The organism is Mannheimia sp. E30BD (assembly GCF_041807785.1).
Lineage (GTDB): Bacteria > Pseudomonadota > Gammaproteobacteria > Enterobacterales > Pasteurellaceae > Mannheimia.
In genome coordinates this window covers 49,144-65,265 of the sequence record NZ_JBGTYX010000006.1, presented here as the reverse complement: position 1 = coordinate 65,265, position 16,122 = coordinate 49,144, and the positions used below count along the sequence as shown (strand labels likewise).

General features: G+C 38.3%; 13 protein-coding genes. 9 read left to right on the top strand and 4 right to left on the bottom strand.

Annotation, left to right across the window (positions count from 1 at the left end):
* Nucleotides 1–490: 490 nt before the first annotated feature.
* The gene (gene adhE, locus ACERCG_RS05590; protein WP_373611065.1) at nt 491–3,106 is read right to left on the bottom strand and encodes a bifunctional acetaldehyde-CoA/alcohol dehydrogenase; all 2,616 of its coding nucleotides are present in this window, start codon (nt 3,104–3,106) and stop codon (nt 491–493) included.
* Between the two features lie 296 nt (nt 3,107–3,402).
* Between adhE and hemC the strand changes: the two genes are divergently transcribed.
* The 5 genes from hemC to grxB are packed head-to-tail and all read left to right on the top strand — an operon-like array spanning nt 3,403 to nt 8,544.
* Complete coding sequence (gene hemC, locus ACERCG_RS05585) at nt 3,403–4,341, top strand: hydroxymethylbilane synthase (protein ID WP_373611064.1); 939 nt, start codon at nt 3,403–3,405, stop codon at nt 4,339–4,341.
* A gap of 1 nt (nt 4,342) precedes the next feature.
* A complete protein-coding gene (locus ACERCG_RS05580; RefSeq protein ID WP_373611063.1) occupies nt 4,343–5,107 on the top strand; it encodes a uroporphyrinogen-III synthase in 765 nt (254 codons plus the stop codon).
* Between the two features lie 11 nt (nt 5,108–5,118).
* Entirely contained in the window at nt 5,119–6,549 is a 1,431-nt protein-coding gene (locus ACERCG_RS05575; RefSeq protein ID WP_373611062.1) for a uroporphyrinogen-III C-methyltransferase, read from the top strand.
* A 22-nt stretch (nt 6,550–6,571) separates the two neighbouring features.
* Nucleotides 6,572–7,837, top strand: a complete 1,266-nt coding sequence (locus ACERCG_RS05570; protein WP_373611061.1) for a heme biosynthesis protein HemY — start codon at nt 6,572–6,574, stop codon at nt 7,835–7,837.
* Nucleotides 7,838–7,896: 59 nt separating this feature from the next.
* Nucleotides 7,897–8,544 carry a glutaredoxin 2 gene (gene grxB / locus ACERCG_RS05565; RefSeq protein WP_373611060.1) on the top strand — a complete coding sequence of 216 codons (648 nt, stop codon included), beginning with the start codon at nt 7,897–7,899 and terminating at the stop codon, nt 8,542–8,544.
* Nucleotides 8,545–8,584: 40 nt separating this feature from the next.
* On the opposite strand, the gene ACERCG_RS05560 is transcribed toward grxB, so the two are convergent.
* Nucleotides 8,585–9,448 carry a DUF808 domain-containing protein gene (locus ACERCG_RS05560; protein ID WP_373611059.1) on the bottom strand — a complete coding sequence of 288 codons (864 nt, stop codon included), beginning with the start codon at nt 9,446–9,448 and terminating at the stop codon, nt 8,585–8,587.
* A 71-nt stretch (nt 9,449–9,519) separates the two neighbouring features.
* Nucleotides 9,520–9,789, bottom strand: a complete 270-nt coding sequence (gene rpsO, locus ACERCG_RS05555; RefSeq protein ID WP_005597777.1) for a 30S ribosomal protein S15 — start codon at nt 9,787–9,789, stop codon at nt 9,520–9,522.
* A 180-nt stretch (nt 9,790–9,969) separates the two neighbouring features.
* Here rpsO and ACERCG_RS05550 point away from each other — a divergent pair, with 180 nt between their 5' ends.
* From ACERCG_RS05550 to apbC, 4 genes are all read left to right on the top strand, one after another.
* Nucleotides 9,970–11,841: a SurA N-terminal domain-containing protein gene (locus ACERCG_RS05550; RefSeq protein WP_373611058.1), complete on the top strand. Its 1,872-nt coding sequence runs from the start codon at nt 9,970–9,972 to the stop codon at nt 11,839–11,841.
* 108 nt (nt 11,842–11,949) lie between these two features.
* Nucleotides 11,950–12,600: a YchE family NAAT transporter gene (locus tag ACERCG_RS05545; RefSeq protein WP_373611057.1), complete on the top strand. Its 651-nt coding sequence runs from the start codon at nt 11,950–11,952 to the stop codon at nt 12,598–12,600.
* 46 nt (nt 12,601–12,646) lie between these two features.
* Entirely contained in the window at nt 12,647–14,194 is a 1,548-nt protein-coding gene (locus tag ACERCG_RS05540) for a peptide ABC transporter substrate-binding protein (protein WP_373611056.1), read from the top strand.
* A 3-nt stretch (nt 14,195–14,197) separates the two neighbouring features.
* Complete coding sequence (gene apbC / locus ACERCG_RS05535; RefSeq protein ID WP_159629427.1) at nt 14,198–15,295, top strand: iron-sulfur cluster carrier protein ApbC; 1,098 nt, start codon at nt 14,198–14,200, stop codon at nt 15,293–15,295.
* Between the two features lie 107 nt (nt 15,296–15,402).
* Here the strand turns inward: apbC and ACERCG_RS05530 are convergent, their stop codons facing one another.
* Nucleotides 15,403–16,110: a 3-deoxy-D-manno-octulosonic acid kinase gene (locus ACERCG_RS05530; protein WP_159629428.1), complete on the bottom strand. Its 708-nt coding sequence runs from the start codon at nt 16,108–16,110 to the stop codon at nt 15,403–15,405.
* Between the last annotated feature and the right edge of the window lie 12 nt (nt 16,111–16,122).

Here is a 16,122-nt window from a genome sequence, read left to right as displayed (position 1 = left end):
GTGGCTTTTCTTTTTGAGAAATTTGCTGATGTTCTTAGTATTCACTCTAGCTACTTGGATATAAATTTCATCCACGTAAATCCAACACGTACGCGTAAACGCCACGTAAACCGCACTCACCCACCTGCGGAATTTATAAAAAATTTTGTCGTTTTTTCAGTTAAATTACACGTTATATAGATCTGATAAACCTTTAGCAGATAAAGGATAAAGTTATATAGCGTGATTGTGATCTTAACTGTAAAATTTGCGGAATTTTTCAGTGTTTTTCACGTTATAGAGATCTTAAAAATTTATTGAATGCTATAGAACCATTGAGGAATAAGGCTTTCGGTAATTTTACGTAATGATATATCACCGGAAATTTTACAAAAAAAGAATAAAATGCCTCCATTGCGGAGGCATTTCTTATAAATCACAAAATATAAATCGCCACTTTATCGCCAATTTTTATTTTTGTTTTTATCTTTGTTAGTGCAACTAATTGATTTTAAATATATTTCTCTCCATAAAATGCTTTAGTCATAATCTCTTCCATATCTTCAATCATTGCTAAGCGTGGGTTTGCTGGTGTGCATTGATCTTCAAATGCGTGTAAGGCAAGCTCACGGCGAGCATTTAAGAAGGCTTGCTCATCAACCCCTTGCTCACGCAATGACATTTTCACACCACAATGTACGGCTAAATCGTGAACCGCTTTAGCGTAAGATTCCACCGCTTGTTCTGGTGTTTCGGCTGGTAAGCCAAGCATTCTTGCGATATCTTGGAAACGAATATCCGCAACGTAATTAGTATATTTCGGCCAAGTTGCCACTTTAGTTGGGCGTGTGCCGTTATAACGAATAACGTGTGGTAGTAAAATCGCATTGGTTCTGCCGTGAATAGTGTGGAATTTACCACCAATTTTATGTGCCATTGAGTGGCAAATACCCAAGAATGCGTTAGCAAATGCCATACCAGCCATTGTTGAAGCATTGTGCATTTTTTCACGGGCGGTTTCGTCAAACTCTTTGACGGATTTCTCTAAGTTTTCAAACACTAATTTGATGGCTTGTAACGCTAATCCGTCTGTGTAATCGTTGGCTAAAATGGAAGTGTAGGCTTCTGTGGCGTGAGTTAAAACGTCTAAGCCGGTGTCTGCGGCAACGTGCGATGGTACAGACATCACGAGTGCTGGATCAACAATCGCAATCGTTGGTGTTAAAGAGTAGTCGGCTAACGGATATTTAATATCGCCATCAGTAATTACCGCAAATGGCGTTACTTCAGAGCCTGTGCCAGAAGTAGTTGGAATACCAACAAATTTCGCTTTTCTGCCTAATTGTGGGAATTTGAATGCACGTTTGCGAATATCCATAAATTTTTGTACTAAATCACGGAAATCTACTTCAGGTTGTTCATAGAAGAGCCACATAATTTTCGCAGCGTCCATCGGTGAACCACCACCTAATGCGATAATAGTATCTGGTTGGAAGCTACGCATTAATTCTGTACCACGTTGTACTGTTTGTAGGCTTGGGTTTGGTTCAACATCAGTAAAGAGTTGGATCATTACTTGATTACGGCGTTGGCGGAGTTGTTCAGTAATTCTATCCACAAAGCCGAGATCGACCATTGAACGGTCTGTTACGATCATCACTTTATGTACATCGTGCATTGATTTTAAATATTGAATGGAATCACGCTCAAAGTAGATTTTTGATGGCACTTTAAACCACTGCATATTATTTCTCCGTCTGCCCACACGTTTGATGTTGATTAAGTTTACTGCACTGACGTTGTTGCCCACCGAGTTTTTACCGTAAGATCCACAACCTAATGTCAGAGATGGGAGGAAGGAATTATATACATCGCCAATACCACCAAAGGTTGAGGGCGAATTCCAAATAACACGAATTGCTTTCACACGTTCGCCAAATGTTTTGGCAAGTTGTTTATTTTCGGTATGGATAGCCGCACTGTGTCCTAAACCGTGAAAGTTCACCATTGCTTCAGAAAGCTCTAAGCCGTGTTCTGTTGAGTTTGATTTGAGCAGTGCTAATACTGGAGAAAGTTTTTCACGGGTAAGTGGTTCACCTTCGCCGACAAAAGCACATTCTGCTAATAGAATATTGGTTTTTTCTGGCACGTTAAAGCCTGCTTGTTCGGCAATCCACGCTGCAGGTTTACCTACAACCGCAGAGTTGAGTTTGGCACCTGAGCAGTTTTCATCTTTAGCTTTATCCACACCGAAGATATATTTTTCAAGTAAGGCTTTTTCTTTTTTATTTACTAAATAAACACCGTAAGATTGCATTTCTTTCACGAAATCAGCGTAGATTTCTTTATCTACAATGGCTGCCTGTTCAGAGGCACAGATCATACCGTTGTCGAAAGATTTAGACATTACAATGTCATACACCGCTTGTTTTAATTTTGCGGTTTTTTCCACATAAGCTGGTACGTTACCAGCCCCTACGCCTAACGCTGGTTTAGCGCAAGAATAAGCTGCTTCAACCATTGCATTCCCGCCTGTTGCTAAGATGGTTGCAATGCCTGAATGTTTCATTAAAGCAGATGTGCCTTCCATTGAAGGTTGAGTAATCCATTGTACGCAATGTTCTGGAGCACCTGCGGCAACGGCAGCATCACGCACAATTTGAGCAGCGTGAGCAGAGCATTGTTGAGCTGATGGGTGGAAAGCAAAAACGATTGGATTACGAGTTTTGAGGGCGATTAAGGCTTTAAAAATAGTAGTGGAGGTTGGGTTAGTGGTGGGGGTAATACCGCAGACAACACCGACAGGGTCGGCTATTTCAGTAATGCCTGTTACATCATCTTCACTGATTATCCCCGCTGTTTTTAAATGTCGCATATTATTGACAACATACTCACAGGCGAATAGGTTTTTAGTTGCTTTGTCTTCAAAGACTCCACGTCCTGTTTCTTCATAAGCGTGCATTGCTAAAATACCGTGCTTATCAAGGGCAGCAACAGAGGCTTTGGCAACAATAAAATCGACCTGCTCTTGATTGAGCTTTCTAAACTCATCAAGTGCTTTTAAGCCTTTTTCGACAAGTGAATTAACTTCTGCTTGGGCATCAAATGGTTGAGTGCTTTTTGCCATAGTGTGTTTCCTCATAAATTTAAAATTTGATAATTTTTTTAACTGATGAAATTATTACCCAAAAGAGTTATTTTGTCGTTAAAAATTCGCAATGTTTTACCTTTAATTTGATTTGTGTCAAACTTTTAAAAAGTGATATATATGCTATAAAAATATAAAAATTGGAATGTAAGAAATTTTGAAGAAAAAGCTGGCTTTTTGATTAAACTCAAACAGAAAACAGCGATTATTTTTGGCAGTTAAGCCAAAAAGTGGTAGGATAAATCATTTATTATGCTGTTTTAGTTTTAGAATTTATGAAAGATATTTTACGCATTGCAACTCGCCAAAGCCCACTCGCTTTATGGCAAGCTAATTTTGTAAAAGATGAGTTAGAAAAACATTTCCCTCAATTATCTGTCGAACTGGTTACGATGGTAACAAAAGGCGATGTGATTTTAGATACACCGCTGGCAAAAATCGGCGGAAAAGGCTTATTTGTTAAAGAGTTAGAATTAGCTTTATTGGAAAACAGAGCTGATATTGCCGTGCATTCAATGAAAGATGTACCGATGAGCTTTCCTGAAGGGTTAGGCTTGACTGTTATTTGCGAGCGTGAAGATCCGCGTGATGCTTTTGTTTCCAACCAATATGATAGCTTAGATGATTTACCCGAAGGGGCAATTATCGGCACATCAAGTTTACGCCGTCAGTGTCAGTTAATGGCAAAATATCCACATTTAGAGGTGAAATCACTGCGCGGGAACGTGGGAACACGTTTAAGTAAATTAGACAACGGCGAATACGATGCGATTATTTTAGCTTCTGCAGGGTTAATTCGTTTAGGATTGCAAGAGAGAATTCGTAGCTATATTTCAGTTGAACAATCGTTACCAGCAGCAGGTCAAGGTGCGGTTGGGGTTGAAACTCGAGTTAATGATGAGCGTGTGATTAATTATGTTGCAAAATTAAATCATAATTCGACCGCTTGTTGTGTAATAGCAGAGCGTGCAATGAATGCCCGATTACAAGGTGGTTGCCAAGTGCCGATTGGTGGTTATGCGACCTTAGATGGTGATGAAATTACCCTAAATGCGTTAGTGGGCGCATTAGATGGCTCTCAGATTATTCGTGCCTCTGCAAAAGGGCATAAAGATGATGCCGAGCAGCTAGGTATTTCAGTTGCAGAACAGCTACTTGTACAAGGTGCAGATAAAATCTTAGCGGAAGTTTATAGCGAAAATCCTATCAAATAAAATGAATGTACTTGTAACACGCCCCGATAATCGGGGCCAAGAATTAGTCGATATGCTCAATGAGCGACAAATTTTTGCCGTACATCAGCCGTTATTTACGATTGAGGCAGGGAGCGAATTGCCATTATTGCCTTCTGTGTTATCTCTCCTTAAATCAGGCGATTATGTTTTTGTAGTTTCGCCAAATGCGGTAGATTATGCGGTGAAAACATTAACAGATACAGGATTTCACTTTCGTTCGGATTTAAAATATTTTGCGGTAGGACAACGAACGGCGAAATATTTTACTGAAAAAGCTGAACAAGCGGTGATTTATCCGCTAGAATCAGAAAATAGTGAAGGCGTGTTAGCGTTGCCTGATATGCAAGATTTAACCAATAAAACGATTTTAATTTTGCGGGCAAATTCTGGGCGTGAGTTGTTGGCTGAAACGGCAATGTTGCGTGGGGCAAGCATTCAATATTTGGAGTGCTACCGTAGAGAGCCTGTTACGGTGGATATTCCAGAAAAAATCAGCGTTTGTAAGCGTTTAGGCGTAGATACTATTATAATTACCAGTAGTGAAATTTTAAAAAGCCTTTATGAACAAACAGCTGAAAATTGCCGAGAATGGCTATTTGAGTGTAATCTTGTGGTAGTAAGCTGGCGTATTAGCAAAATTGCCAAGCAGATGGGGTGGCAATCAGATAAAATTTTTATATCGGATAAAGCCGATAATATAACGTTGATTAATACATTATTATTTAAAATTGACAAATCTAACTAAGGTGGGCGAGTATGTCAAAGTCAAGAAAAGTACCTGAAAAAGTAGAAAATACAACCGAGGAGGTTGTAGTAGAAAACCAACAAGCGGTCGATTCTACACAATCTTTTGCAAAAAATGAGATTGAGGAAGATATTTTGAACGAGCCTATTATTGAAGAAAAACCAATTATTGAGAAAGAAGTACCGCTAAGAGAGAAAATCCCGACAGAGGAAAAAGTTGTGACTGAAGAAAAAGTGATTGTTCAGAAGTCAGGCGGAAAAGGCTTAGCATTATTAGCCTTGTTAGTAGCACTTGCAGTGGGCGGTGCTGGTCATTTTATGGCGAATAAAAAATTTAATGAGGTGGAAGCTCAAATTCAAGCTTTATCTGCTAAAGCAAATCAGCAAGCACCTGATCAAATCGCTCTTGAAATGCCAAACTTTGATAATGAAAAGGCACAAATTGCAGAACTTTCAACTAATTATCAAAAAGCATTAGACCGCATTAAAGAGCTTGAAAACGCACAAAGCAGTTACACTCAGCAAATTAATGGTTTACAGTTACAACTGCAAAAATTAAATAATACATCAGATTCGGATAATACCTTTTGGTTATTATCAGAAGCTGATTTTTTGTTAAACAATGCTGCTCGTAAAGTGGTATTGGATAATGATATTAATACAGCAAAAAATCTGTTGTTAGAAGCTGATCAAGTTTTAGCTGAAGTACCAAGTGCAACAAATGTGCGTGAAGCAATTAAGGCTGATTTAAATACGTTAAATAGTATCAACAACATTGATCAAAATGCGCTAATGCAGCGTGTAGCGAATTTAACTAACCGATTAGATGATTTACCGATTTTAGAAAGCGAACAATCGCAAGCTGCAATTGCAGAGGGTCAAGTAAGTGATTCAATTGCAGATTGGGAGAAAAACCTAGAGAAAAGTGCAAGTTCGTTCTTAGATCATTTTATTCGTGTATCTAAACGTAACGTTGCTGATGAAAAAGCCTTTGTTGCACCTAACCAAGAGATTTACTTGCGTGAGAATATCCGTTTACGCTTACAAGTTGCAATTTTAGCAATTCCTCGCCAGCAAAGTGAATTCTATAAAAAATCACTGCAAACAGTGGGGTCTTGGGTAAGAAGTTATTTCGATACTTCAAACGAAAATGTACAAAATTTCTTAAAAGAAGTTGATGATTTAGCAGAACAAACAATCTATGTTGATGCTCCGGATTCATTACAAAGTTTGAAAGTGCTATCTCAGCAAATTAATAAAGCACCTCAGCAGATTGAGAAAGTCGAAATTCAAGCTGAGAAAGAATTGGAGCAAACAGAACCTGTAAAAACGGAAGAAGCAGAACCTGTGAAGCAAGAGCAGACAGCTCCTGTGAAACCGGCAGAAACAGAAGAGGCTAAACCAGAAGCAGTGTCTGAACAGCCTACTCCTTCTGCACAATAATAACTAAAAGGAGAATTAAATTATGTTTAGAACGCTCTTTTTAATGCTTTTATTATTGGCAGGCTTAATTGCAGGGCCTTATATTTCAGGTAATCAAGGTTACGTCAGAATTGAAACGGCAACTACAGTTATCGAGATGAGTATTGTAATGCTTGTGGTGTTCTTTGTTGTTGCGATGGCGGTAGTGTATCTACTTGAATGGATTTTCACTAAAATTTGTCGTATGAGTAGCGGTGCTTATGACTGGTTCTCAACACGCAAGCATAAAAAAGCTCAACAAGAAACCCTTGAAGGCTTAATGCGTATGAGTGAGGGTAACTACTCTAAAGCAGAAAAATTATTTAGTAAAAATGCAAAACACGCCGATGAACCTGTACTGAATCTGATTAAAGCGGCTGAAGCGGCTCAACAAAATGGTGATGATTTAGCAGCAAATAAATACTTAATTAAAGCGACTGAAATTGCAGGGCCAAATAATGTTGCGGTTGAGCTAGCTCGCACCAAAATCTTATTACAGCAAGGTAAATTACCTGCTGCTCGAACAGCGATTGATAGCTTATTAGAGCTAGCTCCGCACAATGATGAAGTATTGCGCTTAGCCATTCAAATCTATAGAGAGTCGAGAGCTTATATTGCGTTAGATAGATTATTATCAGAAGTAGGGCAACGTAATTTCTTAACGCCTGTAGAGTATGCGGAATTAGAACAGTTTGTTGATGATGGTTTACAAGATGAACGCTTACAAGAGGAAGGTCAAGAAGGCTTACTCACTTGGTGGGAAAATCAGCCAAACCGCCGCCGTAAATCTGTTTATAGCCGTGTTGGTGTGATTAAACGCTTAATTGATAGCGATGATCATCAATCTGCAGAAGACATTGCGTTAGAAACCTTGAAAAAATTTGAAAATGAGCAATTACACGGATTATTCCTACAATTAACTCGTCTGCAAGTGGCTTCTGATAGCAAGTTAGTGAAAGTATTAACTAAACGTGCAGATAAAGCCGATGTTAAATATACCGATGATTATGCAAGAGCTTTAGGCTATATTTACACTCGTAATAGTGAATATGCAAAAGCTAAAATGCAGTTTGAGTTATTATTAGCCCACGATGAATGCCAGCCTGATGACCGCATTATGGCATTACACGTTGCAGAGCAAACCAATGACCATATACTTGCAAACCGTATTCGTGAAGAGAACCTCAAGCAAGTCAATATGGACGTTCTACCTAAACCAGATGAAGTTCTCGCATTGCCTGAAAATGTAGATAATGTGAAACCGTTATAATGTAAAGAAATAGCAGGTTTTTCCTGCTATTTTTGTATTTTCACTTCAAAGGAGTTGTTATGAAATTATACGTTTACGATCACTGCCCATATTGTGTAAGGGCTAGAATGGTGTTTGGATTAAAAGATTTACCCGTAGAGCTAATAATGGTGGCAAATGATGACGAAGCCACGCCTGTTAGCTTAGTAGGCAAAAAAGTTGTGCCAATTTTAGTGAAAGAAGATGATACTGCAATGCCTGAAAGTTTAGATATCGTACGTTATGTTGATACACATTACGGAAATCCGATTATTGAAGAGAGCATTCGCTCTGAAATTGAAGAGTGGGTAAGTAAATTATCAAAAGTTTACAATCATTTATTGCTCCCTCGTTTCGTGAAATTAGACTTAGCTGAATTTGAAAAACAAAGTGCAATTGATTATTTTGTGAAGAAAAAAACAGAAAGTATAGGTGATTTTGCACAAAATTTAGCAGAAACGGACAAATACCTTGCTGCTGTTCAGTCATTAATTAATGAGTTATCCGATCTGATTAAATCAGAAAAAGCATTGAATGGCGAATTATCTCTCGAAGATATTATCGTCTTCCCAATGCTTAGAAATTTAACCTGTGTGAAAGGCATTCAATTCCCGCCAAAAGTGTTAGATTACGTTAATAAAATGGTAGAATTGAGTAAAATTGATTTATATTTTGCAAAAGCAATTTAAAAATAAAGCGTTGGTTTTGAGAAACCAACGCTTTTATGTTTTAGTGTACTTTCTTTTTAGAAAATACTTTTATAAGGGGTAAGATAATTACACAAGCAATAGCACCTACAATGATACCAACCACTAAATCAACCAAAAATGAAAGGTTTGGGTTAATATTCAATGTTTCAACAAAATGATGAATCACTGGCAAATTATGGGTAAAAATACCGCCACCAACTAAAAACATTGCGATAGTACCAATAACAGAAAGCCCTTTCATAAACCAAGGCATTGTAAATAATAAGCCTTTTCCGACCGCTTGTAAGAATGCACTTTTCTTTTGAATCAGCCATAAACCGATATCATCTAATTTTACGATTAATGCCACTAAACCATACACAAATACGGTAATGCCAATACCGATGACAGAAAGCGATAAAATCTTAGTTAATGTGGAAGATTCTTGTAATACGCCTAAAGCAATGATGATAATTTCGGCGGATAAAATAAAATCGGTACGAATAGCCCCTCTGATTTTATCTTTTTCGGACAGTTCTTCTTTAGGATTGTCTTCACCTTTATGGAAGAAGTGATGAAGTAATTTCTCCACCCCCTCAAAGCACAAATAAGCTCCACCAATCATTAATAATGGAATAATTAATTGTGGCAGAAAAAATGATAAGAGTAATGCCAATGGAATTAAGATCACTTTGTTAATAAATGACCCTTTCGCTACTTGCCAAACAATTGGCAGCTCACGCTCCGGAAGTACATTTTTTCCGCTTACTTGATTGGCGTTTAAGGCGAGATCATCGCCAATGACACCGGCGGTCTTCTTCGCTGCCATTTTAGTCATAATAGACACATCATCAAGCACGGCAGCAATATCATCTAATAAAGTAAATAATGACGCAAAAGCCATAATTTTTCCTCGAATAAAATTTATAAAAAAGCCGAACTTTTCAGCTCGGCTCTCATATCTAATATTTGAAATTAGCGACGTAAACCTAAACGTGCGATAGTTTCTGAATATTTAGCAAGATCAGTACGTTTTAAGTAGTCTAATAATTTACGACGGCGTGAAACCATACGTAATAAACCACGACGACCGTGGTGATCTTTTTTATGCTCAGCAAAGTGTGCTTGTAAGTGGTTGATTTGTGCAGTTAATAATGCAATTTGAACTTCAGAAGAACCTGTATCTTTTGCATCACGACCAAATTCAGCAACTATTTTTGCTTTTGCTTCTACGCTTAGAGACATTTTAATTTCCTTTTTGTTAAGGGTTGATAATACATCAATAGCCGATCTCTAACTCAGCTATGACATGAACTGCGGATTTTAAAGAGAAAGCGGTCAAATTTCAATAAAAATTTGCAATTTATTTCTAATGTTAGAAAGAGTATAATCTACGGCAATTTTTTAGTTGTTAGGAATTTTTAAATGATTGAATCGATGCACGAGCGGTCAAAAGGACCGGTGTTTAAAATTGTTTTTGCATTAATCACACTTTCATTTGTTATTGGTGGAGTGGGTACAGGCTTTATGATGGCAGATCATTCTGTTGCGAAAGTAAATGGCGAAGAAATTAGCCAACAGCTTTTTAATAATGCAGTTAATCGCCAACAAAATATTTTAAATACCGAGATGGGTAGCCGTTTTTGGGATTTAATGGATAACCCTGAATATGCAAAACAATTTCATCAATCGGTACTTGATAGCTTGATTGATGAAGAATTGTTACGTCAATATGCGAAAGATCTAAAATTAGGAATAAGTGCGGAACAGATCAAATCTGAAATTGTAAATAGCCAAATGTTCCAGCAAGACGGCAAATTTAGTAACGAATTATATCAACAAACCTTACGCCACAATAATTTAAGCCCTGATGCTTATGCGGCAATCGTAAACGAAGGTATGTTGCAATCTCAAATTCAAGAAGGGATTGTAAGTAGTGATTTTACGGTGCCGGCACAGCAAGAAACATTAGCTAAATTATTGTTACAGCAACGTGAAATGCGTTTGGCTGAGTTTTCAATTGCAAAAGAAATGGAAAATCAGACCGCTTCACAAGAAGAATTACAAGCATATTATGATGCGAATAAAGCTAAGTTATTAGCTCCTGAGAAATTAACGGTTGAATATGTAACCCTTTCGCCAAAAGATGTCGAAAGCCAAGTAGAGATTACTGATGAGCAAATTCAAACCTATTATGATCGTAATAAAGGCGATTATGTGACTAAAGGCGAAGCTCATTTAGCACATATTCAAGTTGCAACGGAAGCAGAAGCTCAAGCCGTTGAGCAAGAGCTGAAAAGTGGGGCAGATTTTGCCGCTGTTGCAAAAGCAAAATCAGCAGATACACTATCAGCGAATAATGGCGGTGATTTAGGTTGGGCAAAAGCAGGTACTTTCCCGAAAGCATTTGAAGATGCAGTAGTCAATTTAGAAGCCGAGCAAGTAAGTAATCCTGTTAAAGTAGATAATGCCTACCACATTATCAAAGTATTAGAACGTAAGCCGGAACAAGCAATTGAGTTGGCTCAAGTGAAAGACAATATTGCTCAAACTATTCGTCAAGAATTAGTATTAACCGAATATTCAACTATTGCTCGTGAAATGGCAAACAGAGCGTTTGAAAATAATTCTTCACTGGAAGAAGTGGCAAAAGCAGGTAATGTTAAGGTGCAAAAAACCGAGCAATTTACTCGTGCAAATGTGCCTGCTGCATTACAGAATGAGAAAGTATTAAAAGCGTTATTTGAAGGCGAGTTACGCCAAAATAAACAAAACTCTGATGCGTTAGATATCGGCACAGAAACCGCTCCACAAACACTATTTGTGCGTGTTAGTGAGTACGAAGCAGAACGCCCGCAAACGTTAGAAGAAGCAAAAGCAGCGGTTGAAAACTTTGTGAAAGCAGAGAAAGCGGAGAAGGCGTTATTATCTAAAGCAGAAGAGAGCGTAAAAGCATTAAATGAAGGTAAAACAGCCGATGTGAAATTTAATGCTCCACAAACATTAGTTTATATGCAGTCAGAAGTGGAAAATCCTACCTTAGCTCAAACCGTATTTGCAATGAAGAAAGAGCAAAATAAACCGGCTTACCAAATTGCCCGTAACCAAAAAGGTGATGTTGTGATTGTAGCATTAGATAAAATTGTAGAGGGGGACACTGAACAATTTAAAGCTATTGCCCCACAATTTGAGCAAGCTAACCGATTAATGCTGCGTAATGAGTTATTGAAAGCTCTTCGAGCAAAAGCCTCTATTGACGTGAATGAAGATAACTTTTCGTCAGGTTCATCACACTAATTAAATAATCAAGCAAAAGCACCCGTTTTCACAGTGGGTGCTTTTGGTTTGTATCAGCCCTAATTAACCGATATAATAACGCAGAAATATTGTTTTTGAGAAAGTTCTGTGGATATCGTTGTTAATTTCGCCATCTACCTCCAATTCTTCATTGGGTTGTTTGCTATTGTTAATCCATTTGGTTCTTTACCTATTTTCTTCAGTATGACAGCCCATCAATACGAAGGGGAGCGAAACCGAACTAGTCTTATTACCGCTGTTTCTATTGGTGTGATTTTATTAGTCAGCCTTTACTTTGGAAACCTAATTTTAAATGCCTTTAGTATTTCATTAAGTTCTTTTAGAGTGGCAGGTGGTATTTTGATTGTCAGCATAGCAATGACGATGATTAGTGGTAAGCTCGGCGAACACAAGCAAAATAAAGAAGAGAAAAACGAAGATGTTACCGAATATGAAAATATCGGTGTTGTGCCACTTGCAATGCCAATTATGGCAGGACCGGGAGCAATAGGCTCAACTATTGTGTGGGGAACACGCTATCATACTTGGGAAGACTACCTCGGCTTTAGCATTGCCATCATTATTTTTGCGTTAATATGTTATATTTTATTCCGTTATTCCGCTCCGTTAGTGAAAAAATTAGGCAAGACAGGATCAAATGTGGTTACCCGTATTATGGGGTTAATTCTAATGGCTCTCGGTATTGAAATTATTGTGGCAGGTTTAACAACATTGTTCCCTGCACTTTTTGTTAAATAACATTGTTCCCTGCACTTTTTGTTAAATAACATTGTTGAGTATGCTTATGTTGAAATTATTACAAGCGGTTAAAATTGCAAAAAAATTTGTAAAAATGACCGCTTGTGTTTTGCTAATTACCTCTTGTGATAAATTAAATAGCCCGAAACCGATTTCTCAACCGTCTGTTGAAAGCCAGACAAGTAGCACCAAACTCAAGCGGGCTATTTATTCTGCGGTTTTCCAGCTTGATCCGCATAAAGTAAAAGTATCGGCTGATGCCGCGCCGCTACGCGATTTATTAGTAGGTTTAATGGCATACAACGCAAAGGGCGATGTTGTGCCGGCCATTGCACAAAATTGGTTTACAGAAGATGAAAAATCGTGGTTATTTATTTTAGACGATAAAGCCACTTGGTCGAATGGTAAAGCGGTTACTGCACAAGATTTTGTGGCAAGCTGGCAACGTTTAATTGATCCTGTAAATCATTCGCCATTGGCAAAATATCTCATCTATATGGGGGTTGAAAATGCTAAAGCGATTGCAGAACACCAAAAACCAGCTTCGGAATTGGGTGTTGCTGCATTAAATGATCATACGCTAGAAATTCGCCTTAGCCAGCCAAATCGTCAACTACCTGAAATGTTGGCACACGTTGCATTGCTACCGACTTATCAAGGCGAAGATCCTAATGCTGTTGGCTTTATCAGTAATGCGGCTTACCAAATCAAACAAATAGCAGAGAAAAGATTGGTGCTGCAAGCACGTTCTGAAAATGTGCCGTTTCAAACCGTCGAGTACAATCTAATTACCACAATTCAAAATTATTCGCCGTTTGATATTGTAGAAAACCCACTGCTAAGTCAGAAAACGAATATCACCAAGTTTCCACGTTTATGCTCATATTATTATGAATTTAACTTTAACGATGAACAGCTTGGTAAGAAAGAAGTTCGTGAGGCATTAAGAGCGATGGTGGCTTCGGCAAATATTGGGGTAGATTACGGTATTCCGAGCCAGTCAGTTATTCCACATAATTTAGTAAAAGATAGGGAAAAACAGTGGCAGCCAATTATTGTCGAGCAACTGTTAATGAAAGCAGGCGTGAGTTTACACGAGCCTTTAAAACTTACCTTGCTGTACGATGATAGTGAGATGAATAGCGATATTGCAAACCAGATTAATCGTACCTTATCGCAATCAGATCTATTTCATATTACACCGAAAGTGGTGGATTGGCAGACGGCTAATCAATTACGTAAGCAGAAAGATTATCAACTAATCCGCTCTGGCTGGTGTGCAGATTACCCTGAGCCGCTTATCTTTTTGCAGAAATTTCATTCATCAAGCCCGGATAATCACTCTGGCTATAAAAATGAGCTTGTTGATGAAAAGTTAAATCAATTACAAACAGAAACGCTAACCCAAGAACAACGCTCACTCTTGATTACAGAGATTAACGAGCAGCTTTATAGTGATGTTGCGGTATTGCCATTATTTCAGTATCAACACCGAGTGGGCATAGTTTCCTCCCTTTTGGGTATTGATTTAAGCAACGATAGCGAAGTAATTTATAGCAAGGATTTAAAACGTATTTCGGAACAAAAGGATTAATCAATGAACCAACTAAACGAACAGCAACTTGTTGAAATTAAAAGTATTTTACAACAATTTGCTCACCCAACATTGCAAAAAGATCTGATTGCCCTTAATGCTTTCAAAAAAGCAGAACTAGGTGGTGGCATTTTACGCATTGAAATTACAATGCCATTTGCGTGGAACACGGCTTTTGCTGCATTAAAAGCAGAAACGGAAGAAAAACTGAAGCAAGCAACAGCTGCAAGTGGTGTAAAATGGGTATTAAATTACCAAATTGCTACCTTAAAACGTGCAAACAAGCACCCAGCAGTAAATGGGGTAAAAAATATTATTGCCGTAACCTCAGGTAAAGGTGGGGTAGGTAAATCAACCACTTCAGTAAACTTAGCGCTTGCATTACAAGCACAAGGGGCAAAAGTCGGGATTTTAGATGCGGATATTTACGGCCCGTCTATTCCACATATGCTTGGGGCAAAAGACCAACGCCCAACCTCGCCTGATAACAAACATATCACGCCAATTACCGCTCACGGTTTGCAATCAAATTCTATTGGTTATTTAATGGACGAAGACAATGCGACCATTTGGCGTGGGCCGATGGCAAGTAGTGCATTAAGCCAACTGCTAAATGAAACCTGGTGGAATGAATTGGATTACTTGGTTATTGATATGCCACCGGGTACAGGCGATATACAACTTACCCTTTCACAACAAATTCCTGTAACAGGGGCAGTAGTGGTTACCACACCACAAGATATTGCATTATTAGATGCAATTAAAGGCATTTCAATGTTTGAGAAAGTGTCTGTGCCAGTGTTGGGGGTGATTGAAAATATGTCAATGCACATTTGCTCAAACTGCGGACATCACGAGGCAATTTTCGGTACAGGTGGGGCAGATAAAATCGCACAAAAATATGGCACGCAAGTATTAGCACAACTGCCACTACATATTCGCCTGCGTGAAGATTTAGACAGCGGCGTGCCGACGGTTGTCGCAGCCCCAGAACACGAAATCAGCCAAGCCTATTTAGCCTTAGCCGAAAAAGTGGCTGCTGAGCTTTACTGGCAAGGAAGTGTAATTCCATCTGAAATTATGATCCGTGAAGTGAAGTAATTAATCATCTTTTTATTTGGGATTTGATGGCGCAAGCGTCCACGCTTGTGCCATTAACTTAACTCTAAAAGCACAAGCGTGGACGCTTACGCTATCATTTGGTTATTTTAGCGAGAATATCCCCTCAAAACCGCCTGCCAATTTTCCTCATTAAACAGGATATTCAACCGACTTTGTTCTTTTTTAAACGAACGTAGCAGCCTATCTAAATTACTTTGTTTCCAGCTTTCGCCTTGTTCAATGCCGCATTTGTCAAAATCAATCAGCCAAAATGTGCCGTCATTGTCTAATAAAATATTGTGAATATTCAAATCAGAATGATGAACTTGATGATTATGCAAACGGCGAATTAATGCTCCGATTTGTTCATATTGCTCATTTGATAAAGATTGGGTTTGCAAAATCTTGCTTAAATCCTGCGTATTCTCTAATTTTTCCAGCAAAATATCAGCACGATAGCAACACAACGATTTTTCTACTTTAATCGCAACAGGACGAGGCACAGGTAGTCCCCACGCCAACATTTGCTGTAACAAGAAAAATTCTTTATAGGCTCTTGTGTTTTCAAAACGGGTAAAAACATAGCTATCTTTAACGAATTTGCCAAACAAACCACCTCGATAATAATGGCGTAGCACCACATTAATGCCGAGTTCTGGCACTGTATTTAAAAACCACGTTGTACCTCTCCCTTTAGAGAAGCCTAGCAAGCGGTCAGAATTTTCAAATGTTTTGCAATTTAGTAAAGATTGCACAAATTCTGCCTGCTCTTCAGGAATGAGATCGGCATTAAAAAGATACTGAATATTTCGCATAGTTTAAAGAAT